Annotated in this window: 13 protein-coding genes and 1 pseudogene; all 14 read left to right on the forward strand. The window is 71.1% G+C overall.

Features of this window, described 5'->3' with window-relative positions; genetic code table 11:
* The first annotated feature begins 47 nt into the window (after nt 1–47).
* The 14 genes and pseudogenes from pqqB (at nt 48) to ACZ7OU_RS24490 (ending at nt 14,169) form a co-directional block, all read left to right on the forward strand.
* Nucleotides 48–953 carry a pyrroloquinoline quinone biosynthesis protein PqqB gene (gene pqqB, locus ACZ7OU_RS24425; protein WP_470256835.1) on the forward strand — a complete coding sequence of 302 codons (906 nt, stop codon included), beginning with the start codon at nt 48–50 and terminating at the stop codon, nt 951–953.
* Nucleotides 950–1,645, forward strand: coding sequence for a pyrroloquinoline-quinone synthase PqqC (gene pqqC / locus ACZ7OU_RS24430; RefSeq protein ID WP_470256836.1), 696 nt, complete (start codon nt 950–952; stop codon nt 1,643–1,645). Before pqqB ends, pqqC begins: the two co-directional genes overlap by 4 nt.
* A complete protein-coding gene (gene pqqD, locus ACZ7OU_RS24435; protein ID WP_470256837.1) occupies nt 1,645–1,920 on the forward strand; it encodes a pyrroloquinoline quinone biosynthesis peptide chaperone PqqD in 276 nt (91 codons plus the stop codon). The genes pqqC and pqqD overlap by 1 nt, the downstream gene beginning before the upstream one ends.
* Nucleotides 1,917–3,023, forward strand: coding sequence for a pyrroloquinoline quinone biosynthesis protein PqqE (pqqE, locus tag ACZ7OU_RS24440; protein ID WP_470256838.1), 1,107 nt, complete (start codon nt 1,917–1,919; stop codon nt 3,021–3,023). Before pqqD ends, pqqE begins: the two co-directional genes overlap by 4 nt.
* A 364-nt stretch (nt 3,024–3,387) precedes the next feature.
* Nucleotides 3,388–3,993 (forward strand): M1 family aminopeptidase, encoded by a 606-nt coding sequence (locus ACZ7OU_RS24445; RefSeq protein WP_470256839.1) that lies wholly within the window; start codon nt 3,388–3,390, stop codon nt 3,991–3,993.
* Nucleotides 3,911–4,627, forward strand: coding sequence for a hypothetical protein (locus tag ACZ7OU_RS24450; RefSeq protein ID WP_470256840.1), 717 nt, complete (start codon nt 3,911–3,913; stop codon nt 4,625–4,627). The genes ACZ7OU_RS24445 and ACZ7OU_RS24450 overlap by 83 nt, the downstream gene beginning before the upstream one ends.
* Nucleotides 4,560–4,982: a hypothetical protein gene (locus ACZ7OU_RS24455; RefSeq protein WP_470256841.1), complete on the forward strand. Its 423-nt coding sequence runs from the start codon at nt 4,560–4,562 to the stop codon at nt 4,980–4,982. The genes ACZ7OU_RS24450 and ACZ7OU_RS24455 overlap by 68 nt, the downstream gene beginning before the upstream one ends.
* Nucleotides 4,983–5,131: 149 nt before the next feature.
* Entirely contained in the window at nt 5,132–6,172 is a 1,041-nt protein-coding gene (locus ACZ7OU_RS24460) for a LysR substrate-binding domain-containing protein (protein ID WP_470256842.1), read from the forward strand.
* A gap of 44 nt (nt 6,173–6,216) precedes the next feature.
* On the forward strand, nt 6,217–7,194 hold the full coding sequence (locus tag ACZ7OU_RS24465; RefSeq protein ID WP_470256843.1) for a class I fructose-bisphosphate aldolase: 978 nt from the start codon (nt 6,217–6,219) through the stop codon (nt 7,192–7,194).
* A 479-nt stretch (nt 7,195–7,673) separates the two neighbouring features.
* Nucleotides 7,674–8,516, forward strand: a pseudogene (locus ACZ7OU_RS24470) (fructose-bisphosphatase class II).
* Nucleotides 8,517–9,037: 521 nt separating this feature from the next.
* The gene (locus ACZ7OU_RS24475) at nt 9,038–9,586 is read left to right on the forward strand and encodes a manganese efflux pump MntP (RefSeq protein ID WP_470256844.1); all 549 of its coding nucleotides are present in this window, start codon (nt 9,038–9,040) and stop codon (nt 9,584–9,586) included.
* A gap of 22 nt (nt 9,587–9,608) precedes the next feature.
* Nucleotides 9,609–11,825, forward strand: coding sequence for a catalase/peroxidase HPI (gene katG, locus ACZ7OU_RS24480; RefSeq protein WP_470256845.1), 2,217 nt, complete (start codon nt 9,609–9,611; stop codon nt 11,823–11,825).
* A gap of 192 nt (nt 11,826–12,017) precedes the next feature.
* A complete protein-coding gene (locus ACZ7OU_RS24485) occupies nt 12,018–12,473 on the forward strand; it encodes an MSMEG_3727 family PQQ-associated protein (RefSeq protein ID WP_470237768.1) in 456 nt (151 codons plus the stop codon).
* Nucleotides 12,474–12,486: 13 nt separating this feature from the next.
* Entirely contained in the window at nt 12,487–14,169 is a 1,683-nt protein-coding gene (locus ACZ7OU_RS24490) for a PQQ-dependent dehydrogenase, methanol/ethanol family (RefSeq protein ID WP_470237767.1), read from the forward strand.
* Nucleotides 14,170–14,224 lie beyond the last annotated feature (55 nt).

The following is a 14,224-nucleotide window of genomic DNA, read 5'->3' on the forward strand; positions in this document are numbered from 1 at the left end:
GCCGGCCCAGAAGGTGGTGGGAGGAAAACGAGCCGGGAGGACGCGACATGTTCGTGCACTGTCTCGGAGTCGCGGCCGGCGGCGGCTATCCGCAGTGGAACTGTGCCTGCGGCGGCTGCCGGAAGGCCCGCGCGAAACCCGAAGCCGCGACGACCCACGCCGGGATCGCGGTCTCCGGGAACGGCGAGCGGTGGTTCCTGCTGAACGCGACCCCGGACGTCCACCACCAGATCGCGGCGGACCCCTCGCTGCACCCGGGCCCGGGAATCCGCGAAACACCGGTGGCCGGTGTGCTCCTGACGGACGCGGAGTTCGACCACACGATCGGCCTGCTGGTGCTGCGTGAGGGGTCGGCGCTGACCGTGTACGGGGCGCCTCCCGTGCTCGAAGCGCTGACCTCGTCCTTCCCGGTCCGGGAGCTGCTGAGCGACTACGCGGACATCTCCTGGTCCCCGCTCGGCACCGGCACGCCCTTGGACCTGGACGACCGGTTACGCGTGACCGCCTTCCCGACCGGGGCCAAACCGCCGCGCTACGTCGGGCGGTCACAGCATTCGCCCCCCTCCGCCCCGGAGTGGGAAGTGGGCTTCCGCCTGGAAGACGAGGTGACGGGCGGAACCGTGGTCTACGCGCCGACGCTGCCCCGGTGGGACGGGAAGTTCGCCGCGCAGGTGGCGTCGGCCGACTGCGTCTTCCTGGACGGCACGTTCTGGACGGACGACGAAATGTCGTGCCAGGGCGCGGGAAACCGGACCGGACGCTCGATGGGGCACCTGCCCGTCGGTGGCGCCGACGGCTCCGCTCGCCCGCTGGCCGCCCTCGGCGCGAAGCGGAAGATCTACACGCACATCAACAACACCAACCCGATCCTCGACGAAGAGTCCCCGGAACGGCAGTGGCTGACGGGGCTGGGCATCGAGGTCGGACGAGCCGGCTTGGAGGTGGAAGTGTGAACGCCTGGTCCGCGGAAGAGTTCGAAGCGCGCCTGCGGTCGATCGGAGAAAAGCGGTACCACCATCTGCACCCGTTCAACGAACGGATGCACGCGGGCTCGCTGACCGAAGCGGAGTTCCGCGGGTGGGTGCGGAACCGCTTCTACTACCAGGTGAACCTGCCGGTGAAGGACGCGTTCATCCTGACCAAGCTGCCCGGCCGGGACGACCGGCGCCGGTGGATCCAGCGCATCATCGACCACGACGGGCGGACCGGGGACGAAGGCGGCCTCGAAAAGTGGGTCCGCCTCGGCGAGGCCGTCGGCCTGACGCGCGAAGAGCTGTTCGACAACGACACCGTGCTGCCCGGCGTGCGGTTCGCCGTGGACGCCTATGTGGACTTCTGCCGCCGGAAGCCGTGGCTGGAGTCCGTGGCGTCGGCGCTGACCGAGCTGTTCGCGCCGGACCTGCTCAGCCGGCGGATCGCCGACGTCGAGCACCACTACCCGTGGATCGCGCCGCGCGGCCTGGAGTACTTCCGGGCGCGGCTCACCCAGCAGCCCAAGGACATCGCGCACCTGCTCGAGCTGGTGCTCGACCACGCGACGTCCCGGGACGAGCAGGACGCGTGCGCACGGGCGCTGGAGTTCAAGTGCGACGTCCTCTGGAGCCTGCTCGACGCCGTCGAGCTCGCGTACGGCAAGAGCTCGTGATGGGCACCGGCGACCTGACCGCCACCCCGCGGCTGGCGACCAAGGCGATGCTCAAGCACGACAGCGTCCGGGACGTGGAGCTGCTCCTGCTGCCCGAACGGGTCGTGCTGCTGAACAAGTCGGGTGCGGCGATCCTGGGCCTGTGCGACGGCAGCCGGACCGTGCGGCAGCTGGTCGACCAGCTCGAGCGCGACTTCGAGGCGACCGATCTCACCAGCGACGTCATGTCGTTCCTCGAGGACGCCAGCGGCCGGGGCTGGGTGGTGGTCAAGTGACCGGCACGCCGCGGCCCTACGGCCTGCTGGCCGAGGTCACCCACCGGTGCCCGTTGCACTGCGTCTACTGCTCGAACCCCCTGGCGCTGATCGAGCGGCAGGACGAGCTCACCACCGGCGACTGGGTACGGGTGATCGGCCAAGGCGCCGAGCTCGGCGTCGTGCAGGTCCACTTCTCCGGCGGGGAACCCCTCGTCCGCGGCGACCTGGAGACGCTCGTCGCCGAGTGTCGCCGCCTCGGCCTGTACACGAACCTGATCACCAGCGGCCTCGGGCTGACGGAGAAACGGGCGGAGTCGCTCGTCGCGGCGGGGCTCAACAGCGCCCAGCTGAGCATCCAGGGCGACGCCGCCGAGTCGACCGACCTGGTCGCGGCGAGCAAGCGGTTCGACAAGAAGGAAGCGGCCGCGCGCATCATCCGCGACGCCGGGCTGCCGCTGAACATGAACGTCGTCCTGCACCGGCTGAACCTGGACCGGCTGGACGCGATCATCGACGTCTGCGTGCGGTGGGGCGCCGAACGGCTGGAGCTCGCCAACGCCCAGTACTACGGCTGGGCGCTGCGCAACCGCGAGCCGCTGATGCCGAGCAAGACCCAGCTGGACGCGGCGGTCGGCGTCTACGAACGCCGCAAGGCCGAGCTGGCCGAGCGGCTGGAGCTGCTCTGGATCCTCCCGGACTACTACGAGCCCTACCCCAAGCCGTGCATGGGTGGCTGGGCGCGGAACGCGCTGACCGTCGCCCCGGACGGGGTCGTCTACCCGTGCCCGGTCGCCGCGGAGATCACGCCGATGGAGTTCGCCTCGGTGCGCGACCACGACCTCGCGTGGATCTGGGCGGAGTCGCCCGCGTTCGAGGCGTACCGGGGCACGGACTGGATGCCCGACCCGTGCCGCGGCTGCCCGCGCAAGGAGCTGGACTTCGGCGGCTGCCGGTGCCAGGCCTTCGCGCTGACCGGCGACGCGGGCCGCACCGACCCGGTGTGCCGGCACTCGCCGGACCACCACCTGGTGCGGGACGCGCTCGTCCGGGCCAACCAGGAGGACGCGGCCGAGGGCCGGCTCGTCCACCGCCGACCGACGGTGCCGGCCCGCGCACGATGACCCTGACGCGGGCCGAGGCGGCGGCGCGGTCGGCCGAGGTCTCGGACGTCGAGTACGCGGTGGACCTCGACCTGACCGCGGGGGAGCGGGAGTTCGCGACGACCGCCGTGGTCCGGTTCACGGCGCGGACCGGCGGCGCCGACGTCTTCCTCGACTTCGCGGGCGAGGTCGAATCGGTCACGTGCAACGGTTCCGAGGTGCCGGACGCGCGTCCGGCTCGACGTCCGGCCGGGCGCGAACACGGTCCGGGTGACCGGTTCCGCGCCGTATTCGCGCACCGGCGAGGGGCTGCACCGGTTCCGCGACCCGCTCGACGGGCAGGTCTACCTGCACATCCAAGTTCGAGCCCTTCGCGGCGCACCGGGTGTTCGCCTGTTTCGACCAGCCCGACGTGAAGGCGACGGTCGAGCTGACCGTCACCGCCGAAGACCACTGGGTGGTGGTCGCCAACACCGACTTCGACGGGCTCAACGGCGACGCACACGAGATCTTCGACGTGGTCTCCCGCGGCCTCGACTTCCACAGCCGCCTGTTCGCCATTCCGTACCCGTTCGCCAAGTACGACAACGTCTTCGCGCCCGAGTACGCGTTCGGCGGCATGGAGCACCCGGGCTGCGTGACGCTCAACGAGCGGTTCCTCCTCCGGCAGCGCGTCACCGAGGAGAAGCGGCGTCGGCGGGCCGAGGTGCTGCTGCACGAGATGGCGCACATGTGGTTCGGCGACTACGTGACGATGCGCTGGTGGGACGACCTGTGGCTGAACGAGGCGTTCGCGGAGCTGATGTCGGTCGTCGCGCAGCCCGAGGTGACGCGGTTCGCGGAAGGCTGGACCGCGTACGTGCACCACGCACTGCCGGTGGCGCGGCCGGGAGACCTTCTTCGACGGCGTGCGGACGTACCTGCGGGAGCACGCGTGGGGCAACGCCAGCCTCGAAGACTTCGTGGCGGCGCTGCGGCGGGTGTCCGATGAGGACGTCGACCGCTGGGTGGCCGAATGGCTGCTGCGCGGCGGCGTCGACACGGTCGAGGTGTCCCGGGCCGACGGCCGGGTGCGGCAGCGGCCCGCTCCGGCCGACCCGCCTCGCCGGCTGAACCTGCGGACCGTCGCGTTCGCCGACCCGGATCTGCTGGTGCCCAACGCCGACGCGGCGTGCCACGTCAAGGTCCGCCTGGACCCGCGGTCCCTGCGCGTGGCGTTGCTCGGACTGTCCATAGTGGACGATGCGCGCGCACGGGCGGTCGTCTGGGGAGTGCTGTGGGACGACGTTCTCGACGCGCGACTGCCCGCCCGGGACTACGCGTCCGCCGTCGTCACCCACGGACCGGGGGAGAGCGACGGCGTTCTGGAGACGCTCTTGGAGCGTTCGGTCACGGCGGTGCGGACCTACGGGGATCCGCCGGCGTGCCGCGTTCTGGCCGGCCGGGTGCGCGAGCGGCTGGCCGGCGCGGCGCCGGGCAGTGATCGGCAGCTGGTGCTGGTACGCGCTCTCGTCGGTGTCATCGAGGCCGACGAACACGGTCTGCTGGCGGAACGCCTTGACGGTCGAAGCCGCGCGTCCCACCGAGGCCGCGAAAGAAGAAGCCTGGACGCGCCTGTTCGGTGACGACCTTTCGCTGGCGGAGAAGAAAGCCGTCATGGCGGGGTTCCGGCAGCCGGGGCAGGAGGCGGTGCTCACCCCGTACGCGGACCGCTACTTCCGGGCCTTGGCGGACGGCGCGCCGCCCGAGTTCGCCCGGGCGCTGTACCCCCGGTTCACCGGCGCCGAGCAGCGCGTGCTGGCGGACACCGATCAGCTGCTGGGCCGCGACCTGCTCGCCGCCGACGTGCGGAAGGTCGTCCGGGAAGAGCAGGCCGAGCTGCTCATCCTGCGGGCGGCCCGAACGAGCGGCGGTCCGCAGAGGACGAACGGCGTCGGTGGTGTCACGAAAGGGACCGTGAGCCGCACCACCGGCGGTTGAGCGCCGAGCCGGCCCGCAAATGGCCCGGCGCACACCGTTCGTGCTCGTGCCGGGTGCGTTCGTCGCCGGTGGATTGACCCACGCTCGGCGCCGCGGTCAGTCTCGTTCCCGTACCGCGAATCGCAGGTTTGGAGCGAGAGGGTGAAACCATGGTTCTTCCGTCCAAGATGCCTCAGCTCGCCGACCTCGATCTGCTGCTGTCGGTCGAGAGTCACGGCAGCGTGGGAAAGGCGGCGCAGGCGCACAGCCTTTCCCAGCCGGCGGCGAGCATCCGGATCAGCGCGATGGAACGCCGGCTCGGGCTGCGGCTGCTGGAACGCTCGCCCGCCGGCTCGAAGCTCACCGAAGACGGTGAGCTGCTGGCGAAGTACGCCCGCAACGTGATGCACGCGGCGCGGGAGCTGCTGGAGTTCGGTTCCGGGGCAAGGTCTTCCGAAGCGAAACGGCTCCGCGTCGCGGGCAGCCCGGCGATCTCCGAGCACCTGATCCCCGAGTGGCTGAACCGGCTCGGGTTCTCGTTCGGCGAGGCCAGGGTCGAGGTGCGGACCGGGAGCGTCGACGCGCTGCGTCAGCTGATCCGGGCGAGCCACGTCGACCTCGCGTTCATCGACGGCTGGTGCCAGGCCGGCGGCCGAGGGGTGCGGCAGCTCCGCGACGACCTGGTGACCCGGTACATCTGCGACGACGAGCTGGCCGTGGTGGTCGGGTCGAGGCACCCGTGGGCCGTGCGCAGCACTCCCTTGACCGTGCCGGAGTTGGCGGCCGCGCCCCTGGTGCTGCGCGAGCGCGGGTCCGGGCTGCGGGAGTTCACGGACGAGCTGCTCGGTTCCGCGGGCGCGCCGGAGAGCTACGTCGAGTTCCCGTCCAGTACCGCGATCAAGCAGGCGGTCGCGACCGGCCGGCGGGTGACCGTGCTGAACGTCTCCACCGTGCGGTCCGAACTCGCGGAGGGGCGGCTGCACCTGGTGGCCGTCGACCAGGAAATGCCCGCCAAACCCATCTACGCGGCGTGGAGCGAGCGCCGCGGTCTTCCCGGGTACGCGGAGGAGCTGGTGGAGATCGCCGCGTCGAAGGGCTCGCCGGTGCCCGTCCTGGTGCCGGGCCGGAAACCGAGGGAAGCCGGCTCGCGCACGCGGGCGCTGCCACGGAAACCGAGCTTGGCGACCGGCATCCACGAGTCGATCGCCTGACCACGCCACACCGTCCGGTGCCGAACGCAGGAGGAGCAACGACCGTGTCTGCCCTGAACAAGATCGCGCGAACCATGGTGTCCGGCCGGCGCGGCATCCTCGCCGCCGACGAGAGCATCGCGACGATGTCCGCCCGGCTCGAGAAGGTGGGCGTCGAGCCGACCGCGGAAAACCGCCGGGTCTACCGGGAGCTGATCGTCACGACCCCGCGGCTTTCCGAGTCGATCAGCGGCGTCATCCTCGCGGACGAGACGTTCCACCAGAAGCTGACCGACGGGCGCACGTTCCCGCGGTACCTCGACGACATCGGGATCGTCACCGGGATCAAGGTCGATACCGGGGCGAAGCCGCTGGCGGGATCGCCGGCCGAGAAGATCACCGAAGGGCTCGACGGGCTGCGTGAACGCGTCGCGGAGTACGTGCGGCTCGGCGCGACGTTCGCGAAGTGGCGCGCGGTGATCACGATCGGCGGCGACGCGCCGTCGGATCGGGCGGTGCACGCGAACATCCACGCGCTGGCCCGGTACGCCGGCCTCTGCCAGGAAGGCGGGCTGGTGCCCATCGTCGAGCCCGAGGTCCTGATGGACGGCGACCACTCGCTGGCGCGCTGCCGGGAGGTGACGACCGCGGTGCTGGAGACGCTGTTCGAGGAGCTCGACCTGATGCGGGTGCAGCTCGACGGCATCGTCCTCAAGCCCAACATGGTCATCGCCGGGACCGGCAGCGGTGAGCAGCCGACCGTGGCCGACGTCGCCAAGGCCACCGTGGAGGCGCTGCGGGAGACCGTGCCGGCGGCCGTGCCGGGCATCGCCTTCCTGTCCGGTGGGCAGCACCCGGAGGTGGCGACGCGGCACATCGGGGCGATGCAGAAGCTCGCCCCGCTGCCGTGGGAGCTCACCTACTCCTTCGGTCGGGCGCTCGTCGGGCCGGCCCTGGAGGCCTGGCGGGGCGACGACGGCAACCGGGCCGCCGCCCAGCGGGTCCTCTCCGAGCGAGCGATGGCGAACGCCGCCGTCCGCTGAGCAGCCGATCGGCCGCGGGTGGCCGTATCGACGGATTGGGTTCCGGTTCGGTCGTTGGCGTCCGGGCGTGCGGTGGTGAACGCCGCCGTCCGCTGAGCCCGATCTGCTGCGGGTGGCCGGATCCACGGATTGGGTCGCGGTCCGGTCGTTCGCGTCCGGGCGTGCGGTGGTGAACGGCGCGGCCCGCTGAGCAGCCGATCCGTTGCGGGTGGCCGGATCTACGGGTTGGGTCGCGGTTCGGTCGTTTGCGTCCGGGCGTGCGGTGGTGAACGCCGCGGCCCGCTGAGTACCCGGTCCGCCGCGGGTGGCCGGATCGACGGTTTGGGTCGCGGTTCGGTCGTTCGCGTCCGAGCGAGCGGTGGCGAACGCCGCGGCCCGCTGAGCAGTCGATCGGCCGCGGGCGGCCGGATCCACGGCACGGGTCGCGGTCCGGCCGTTAGCGGTTTCCAGCCCTTGCCCGGCCGAACGAAGCGAGCGTGATGAGCAGTCAGGAATGGGCCGCCACCGGGGTTTCCCGGGGCCCCGATCAGGCGCTCGCGCTCGACCTCGTGCGGGTGACCGAAGCCGCCGCGGTCGCGGCCGGTCGCTGGGTCGGGCGCGGCGAGCCGGGCCGCGGCAAGGTCGCGGCCCTCGGCGCGATGTACGAGCACCTCCGGTCGGTGCCCCTGCGCGCCACGGTGGTGATCGGCGAGCGCGACACGTCGCTCCTGGTCCGGGGCGAGGAGGTCGGGTTCGGCGACGGGCCGGTGTGCGACCTCGGCGTCAGCGCGGGTGACGGTGCCCTGTCGCCGGCCAGGGACGTGCCGGACTCCCTCGCCGCGATCGCCGTGGCCGAGCGCGGGGCGCTGTACGACCCGGCGCCGGGTGCCGTCGTGGACAAGCTGGCCGTCGGGCCCGGCTGCGCCGAGGTCGTCGACATCACCCGCCCGGTCGCGGAGAACCTGCGCGCGGTCGCGGCGGCGAAGGACGTCCGGGTGGCGGACGTCGTCGTCGGCGTGCTCGACCGGCCGCGGCACCGGTAGCTCGTGCACGAGATCCGCGCCGCGGGCGCCCGGGTCCGCCTGCTGGAGGGCGGCGACGTCGCGGGCGCGATCGCCGTGGCGCGTCCCGAAGGCCCGATCGACGTGCTGCTGGGCAGCGGGGAAGCGGCCGGGGCCGTCCTCGCCGCGGCCGCGCTGGCCTGCCTCGGCGGGGCGCTGCAGGTCCGCCTGAGCCCCGATCAGGTGCTCCACACCGGCGATCTGGTGCGGGGGGACAACATCCTGTTCTGCGCCACCGGCGTGACCGGCAGCGAGCTGCTGCGCGGCGTCCAGCACGCATGACGGCGGACGGCGTGCCGGGCTGAGCGCACCACGGTTTCACGGCCTGGACAGTCATTCCCCGGTAGCGCGGGCGGGTTCGCCGGTGCGTTCGTACTCCGTCAGCAGGTCGATCCGGCGCTGGTGACGGCCGCCCTCGAACTCCGTCGATCCGCCGCCGGTGTGCCCGCCTCCCCACTCGTGGGCGAGGGGGCGCCGTTCGGCACCGGTTGCCGACCACTGGTCCGAGGTCGGTTGCGACGGCTCCGGCAAATCCCAGATGCTCGGTCATGACCGCGAAATTTCGCGACAGGAGGAGCGAGACATGAAGTGGGAAACTCCGGAGTACACGGTCATCGAGGTGTGCGCTGAGGTCACCGGCTACTTCTACCGGGGCTGACGGCCGAGCGTCGGTCACCAAGCCGCTCGATTCGTCGTAGCCGGCACCAGGCCCCGGACCCGGAAGCCTCATCGGGCCGGGGCTTTGTGCCACCCGCCGCCGGCCTCTCCCGGTGAACCCTGGTCATTCTCTCGAGGTGGTTCGAGTGACTCTTGAATTCCTTCCGCTGATCGCACTGGCCTTCGGGCTCAGTCTCGACAACTTCCGCTCGTCCATCGCCATCGGCACCATCCCGTTCGGCTGGAAGCGCGCCGTGCAGGTGGCGCTCGTCTTCGGGGTGTGGGACGCGGTCGGGCCGCTGCTGGGCGGGTTCCTCGGCCACTTCCTGGGCGACTTCCTCGGCGACTCGGCCGAGTACATCGGCGCGGCCGCGCTGGGGCTGTACGGCGTGTACTTCATCGTCGGGGCGATCCGGAACCCGGAGCCGGAAGACATGGACCACCCGTGGATCACGCTCTTCGGGATGCCGCTCTCGCTGACCATCGACAACTTCATCGCCGGCGCCGGACTGGGGATCGCCGGGTTCTCCCTCGTGGTCCCGATGCTGGTCTTCGGCGCGATGACTGTGGTCATGTCGTTCGCCGGCCTGTACGTGGGGCGGATGGCGGCCAAGGTCGTCCGGGTCCGGTCCGACCTGTTCAGCGGGATTTCGCTGCTCGGCGCGGCGATCCTGCTGCCGCTGGTCTTCGGCTGAACCGTGGCTGGGGAGGTCACCTGTGCCCGAGAATCCCGACACCCACGTCTACCGCACGTACGACAAGGTCCTCGGCGAACCGGGGCGGCGGCAAAAGAGACCGGCCGGCAGCTGGTGGCCGGACCGGGTCGACCTGAAAGCGTTGCGCCGGAAGCCACCCGAGGCCGACCCGCTCGGCGCGGACTTCGACTACGCCGCCGAGTTCGGCACGCTGGACCTCGACGACGTGGCGCGGGACGTCGACGAGGTGCTGACGACGTCGCAGGACTGGTGGCCGGCCGAGTTCGGGCACTACGGGCCGCTGGTGCTCCGGATGGCCTGGCACGCCGCGGGAACCTACCGCGTCAGTGACGGCCGGGGCGGTGCGAGCGCCGGGATGCAGCGCTTCGCCCCGCTGAACAGCTGGCCCGACAACCGCAACCTGGACAAGGCGCGCCGGTTGCTGTGGCCGGTGAAGAAGAAGTACGGGCGCAAGCTCTCCTGGGCGGACCTGATGGTCTTCGCCGGCAACCGGGCGCTGGAGTCGATGGGCTTCACGACCTTCGGGTTCGGCGGCGGCCGGGCCGAGGTGTGGGAGCCCGACGAGACGTACTGGGGCCCGGAGCTCAAGTGGCTGGCCGAAGACCGGTACAGCGGGCTGCGAGAGCTCGCCGAGCCGCTGGCGGCCTCAGCGATGGGGCTGATCTACGTCGACCCGCAGGGCCCGGCCACCAATCCCGACCCGCGGCTCGCGGCCCGCGACATCCGCGAGACGTTCAAACGGATGGGACTCGACGACGAGGAGACGGTCGCGCTCATCGCGGGCGGGCACACCTTCGGCAAGACGCACGGCCCGGCGGACCCGAACCGGTGCTGCGGCCCCGAACCCGAGGCCGCGCCGCTCACCGCGCAGGGCCTCGGCTGGGCCGGCGGGCACGGCCGCGGCATCGGGGCGGACACCGTCACCAGCGGGCTGGAAGGGATGTGGACGCGCACGCCCGTCCAGTGGGACCACACGTTCTTCGAGACGCTCTTCGAGCACAAGTGGGACGTCGAGCTCAGCCCGGCCGGGCTGTGGCAGTGGATCCCGGCCGACGGCGGGGGCGAGGGCACCGTGCCGGACCCCTTCGACCCGGCCGTCCGGCACCACCCGGTCATGCTCACCACCGACCTTTCGCTGCAGGAGGACCGGGTCTACGAGGCGATCTCGCGGCGGTTCCTCGCGCACCCGGACCAGTTCGAGGACGCGTTCGCGCGCGCCTGGTTCAAGCTGACCCACCTGGACATGGGCCCGATCGAGCGGTACCTGGGGGCGCTCGTCCCGGCCGAACGGCTGATCTGGCAGGACCCGGTGCCGCCGGTGGACCACGAGGTGGTGGACGCCGCCGACGTCGCCGCCCTCAAACGCGAGATCCTCGGCTCCGGCCTGACGGTGGCGCAGCTGGTGGCCACCGCATGGGCGTCGGCTTCGACGTACCGCGACAGCGACAAGCGCGGCGGGGCGAACGGTGCCCGGATCCGGCTCGAGCCTCAGCGCGGCTGGGCGGTCAACGAGCCCGGGCAGCTCGACGTCGTTCTGCCCGCGTTGCAAGCGATCCAGGAGCGGTTCGTTGCCTCCCAGCCGGGGGACAAGCGGATCTCACTGGCCGACCTGATCGTGCTCGGCGGGTGTGCCGCGGTCGAACGCGCTGCCGAGGCCGCCGGTCACGAGGTCGAGGTTCCGTTCCGCCCCGGGCGCACCGACGCGACCCAGGAGTGGACCGACGTCGAGTCGTTCGGCGCGTTGCGGCCCACGGCGGACGGCTTCCGGAACTACCTGGGCGACGGTTTCCGGTTGCCACCGGAACACCTGCTGGTCGACCGGGCGGCCCTGCTGACCTTGACCGCACCCGAGATGACGGTGCTGATCGGCGGGCTGCGGGTGCTCGGAGCCACCCACCGGGGCTCCGCGGCGGGCGTGCTGACGCCGGCGCCGGGGTCGCTGACGAACGACTTCTTCGTCAACCTGCTGGACATCGGGACCGAGTGGGTGCCGAGACCGGGCGGGCACCCCTGGACGGCCGTCTACGAGGGCCGCGCGCGGGACACCGGCGAGGTGCGGTGGACCGCGAGCCGGGTCGACCTGCTGTTCGGGTCGAACTCCGAGCTCCGCGCGATTTCGGAGGTCTACGCGAGCGACGACGCGGGCGGGAAGTTCGTCCGGGACTTCGTCGCGGCGTGGGCGAAGGTCATGGAGCTCGGCCGGTTCGACGTGCGCTGATGTCCGGCCGGTTTCCGCTGTGCGGCAGTGCTTTCCCCGCGCGTGATCAGACGAACGGTAGCTCTCACCGGGCGAACGGCGGAGCCGGGCTGTTCTGTGGCAACGGATATCGGAACGTCATTTCCGGAGGTAGAGTCCGAACTCGTTGCAGCGCAAGGAAAACGAAGCAGCACCCGTAGGAGGTGAAGCCCGATGACCATTGCCCAGGAACGCGAAGATCTCCTGGCCGAGCTCAGCGGACAGAACAGGGCGACCATCGGTGCCGTGCTCGGATCCGGCACGATCGAGAAGGCGACCGAACGCGCCGACGGCACGATGGAAGCGACCATCCGGATCCGTGAGGACGCGATGACGTGGGAGCCGGGGGTGCTGATCATGCCGCACGCCGGGATCCTCGAGCTGACGATCATCAACGACGACAAGAACACCCACGCCTGCCTGCTGCCCAGCAACGGCGACAAGCAGTTCATCGGCCTGCTGAACCACTCGAAGGGCAGCGCGACGCTCGAGCTGGACGGTCCCGGCTGCTACTGGTACGGCTCGCCGGCCGGCAACGACGAGGGCCGCGGCCTGACCGCCGCCATCGTCGTGACCGGCGAGGTGCCGCCGGAAGCCAAGCTCGACCGACCCGCCCAGCCGCGGCCGTAGGAAGGCAGGAACCATGACCATCGAGTACGTCGACGCCGGCAAGGCGTTCAACCACAGCAAGCTGTCCAACCTGCCGCACCGCGCGCCGGACGTGACGCGCGGCGTCGACTACGAGCGCATCCTCGACGCGCGCAACGAATCCCACAACTGGATCACCTACTACGGCGACTACGACGGCAAGCGGCACAGCCTGCTCGACCAGGTCAACGCCGGCAACGTCAAGGACCTGAAGGTCGCCTGGATCTTCCAGGCGAGCGCGACCGGGATGATCGCCTCCACCTCGACCTACGCGTTCGAGGCGTGCCCGCTGGTCGTCGACGGCGTCATGTTCGTCACCGGCTGGGACGGCTGGCTCTGGGCACTCGACGCGCGCACCGGCGAGCAGCTGTGGCGCTACAAGCACGCGATCCCGATCGACGTGACCCTGTGCTGCGCCAACGTCAACCGCGGCTGCGCGGTGGCCAACGGCAAGGTCTACATGGTGACCCAGAACGCCCAGCTGGTCGCGCTCGACGCCACCGACGGCCGGAAGGTCTGGCAGAAGACCATCGGCGACGTGCGCGCGGGCGAAAGCGCTTCCATCGCCCCGCTCGTCATCAAGGACACGCTCATCACCGGGTCCGCCGGCGGTGAGTACGGCGTCCGCGGCCACATCGACTGCTGGGACCTGGAGACCGGCGAGCAGCGCTGGCGCACCTACACGGTGCCGAAGCCGGGCGAGCCCGGCTCGGAGACCTGGCCCGACGACGGTCAGGCCTGGCAGCGCGGCGGCGCGAACCACTGGGTCACCGGAACCTTCGACGCCGAGCTGAACCTCTACTACGCGGGCACCGGGAACCCGGCTCCCGACTTCGACGGCGAAGTCCGTGAAGGGGACAACCTCTACACCGACAGCGTCGTCGCGGTGGACGTCGACACGGGCGAGATCAAGTGGCACTACCAGTTCACCCCGCACGACCTGTGGGACTACGACTCCACGATGGAGATGACGTTGTTCGAGCGGGACGGCAAGAAGCTGCTGGCCCACTTCGACAAGAACGGGTACATGTTCGTCCTCGACCGGACCAACGGCGAGCTGCAGCACGTCACGCCGTTCGTCGACCGGATCGACTGGGGCGTCATCACCCGCGACGGCAAGGTGACCCCGCGGAAGTACCCGGACAAGGAAGGCGAGCCCTGCCACTTCTTCCCCGGCCCGGCCGGCGCGAAGGAATGGACGCACGCGTCCTACAACCCGGAGCACGACCTGTTCTACGTCCCGGTGGCCGACGTCGGCGCCACCGCCACCCGGCGTCGCCGCGAGTTCAAGGAAGGCATGCCCTACTGGGGTGCCGCCGTCGAGGTCGACATCGACAACATGGCCGGGTCGGTCAGCGCGTTCGACTCCCACGGCGAGGAGAAGTGGCGCCACCGGCTCGACAACATGCCGATGGCGGCGTCGACCCTCAGCACCGCGGGCAACGTCGTGTTCGCCGGCACGCCCGCCGGTGACTTCCTGGCGCTGCACGCGGAAACGGGCGAGAAGCTCTGGAGCTTCCAGTGCGGCAGCGGGCACCACAGCAGCCCGAGCACCTACACCGTCGACGGCAAGCAGTACGTCGCGGTGCCGGTCGGCTGGGGCGGCTGGCTCGAAGGCATCGTCCCCGGCATGTCCGGGCAGGGGCACGGCGCCGCGCTGATCGTGTTCTCGCTGTGAGGGGGAAGCGCCACTGACGCGCACCGGCCGGTGATCGGGGCCTTCGATCACCGGC

The organism is Amycolatopsis sp. NPDC114505, assembly GCF_055633615.1.

Coding starts and splice junctions, on each gene's coding strand:
- ACZ7OU_RS24460 (WP_470256842.1), top strand. CDS start 5,132: ATGGTTCTTCCGTCCAAGATGCCTCAGCTCGCCGACCTCGATCTGCTG.
- ACZ7OU_RS24485 (WP_470237768.1), top strand. CDS start 12,018: ATGACCATTGCCCAGGAACGCGAAGATCTCCTGGCCGAGCTCAGCGGA.
- ACZ7OU_RS24490 (WP_470237767.1), top strand. CDS start 12,487: ATGACCATCGAGTACGTCGACGCCGGCAAGGCGTTCAACCACAGCAAG.
- pqqD (WP_470256837.1), top strand. CDS start 1,645: ATGGGCACCGGCGACCTGACCGCCACCCCGCGGCTGGCGACCAAGGCG.
- pqqB (WP_470256835.1), top strand. CDS start 48: ATGTTCGTGCACTGTCTCGGAGTCGCGGCCGGCGGCGGCTATCCGCAG.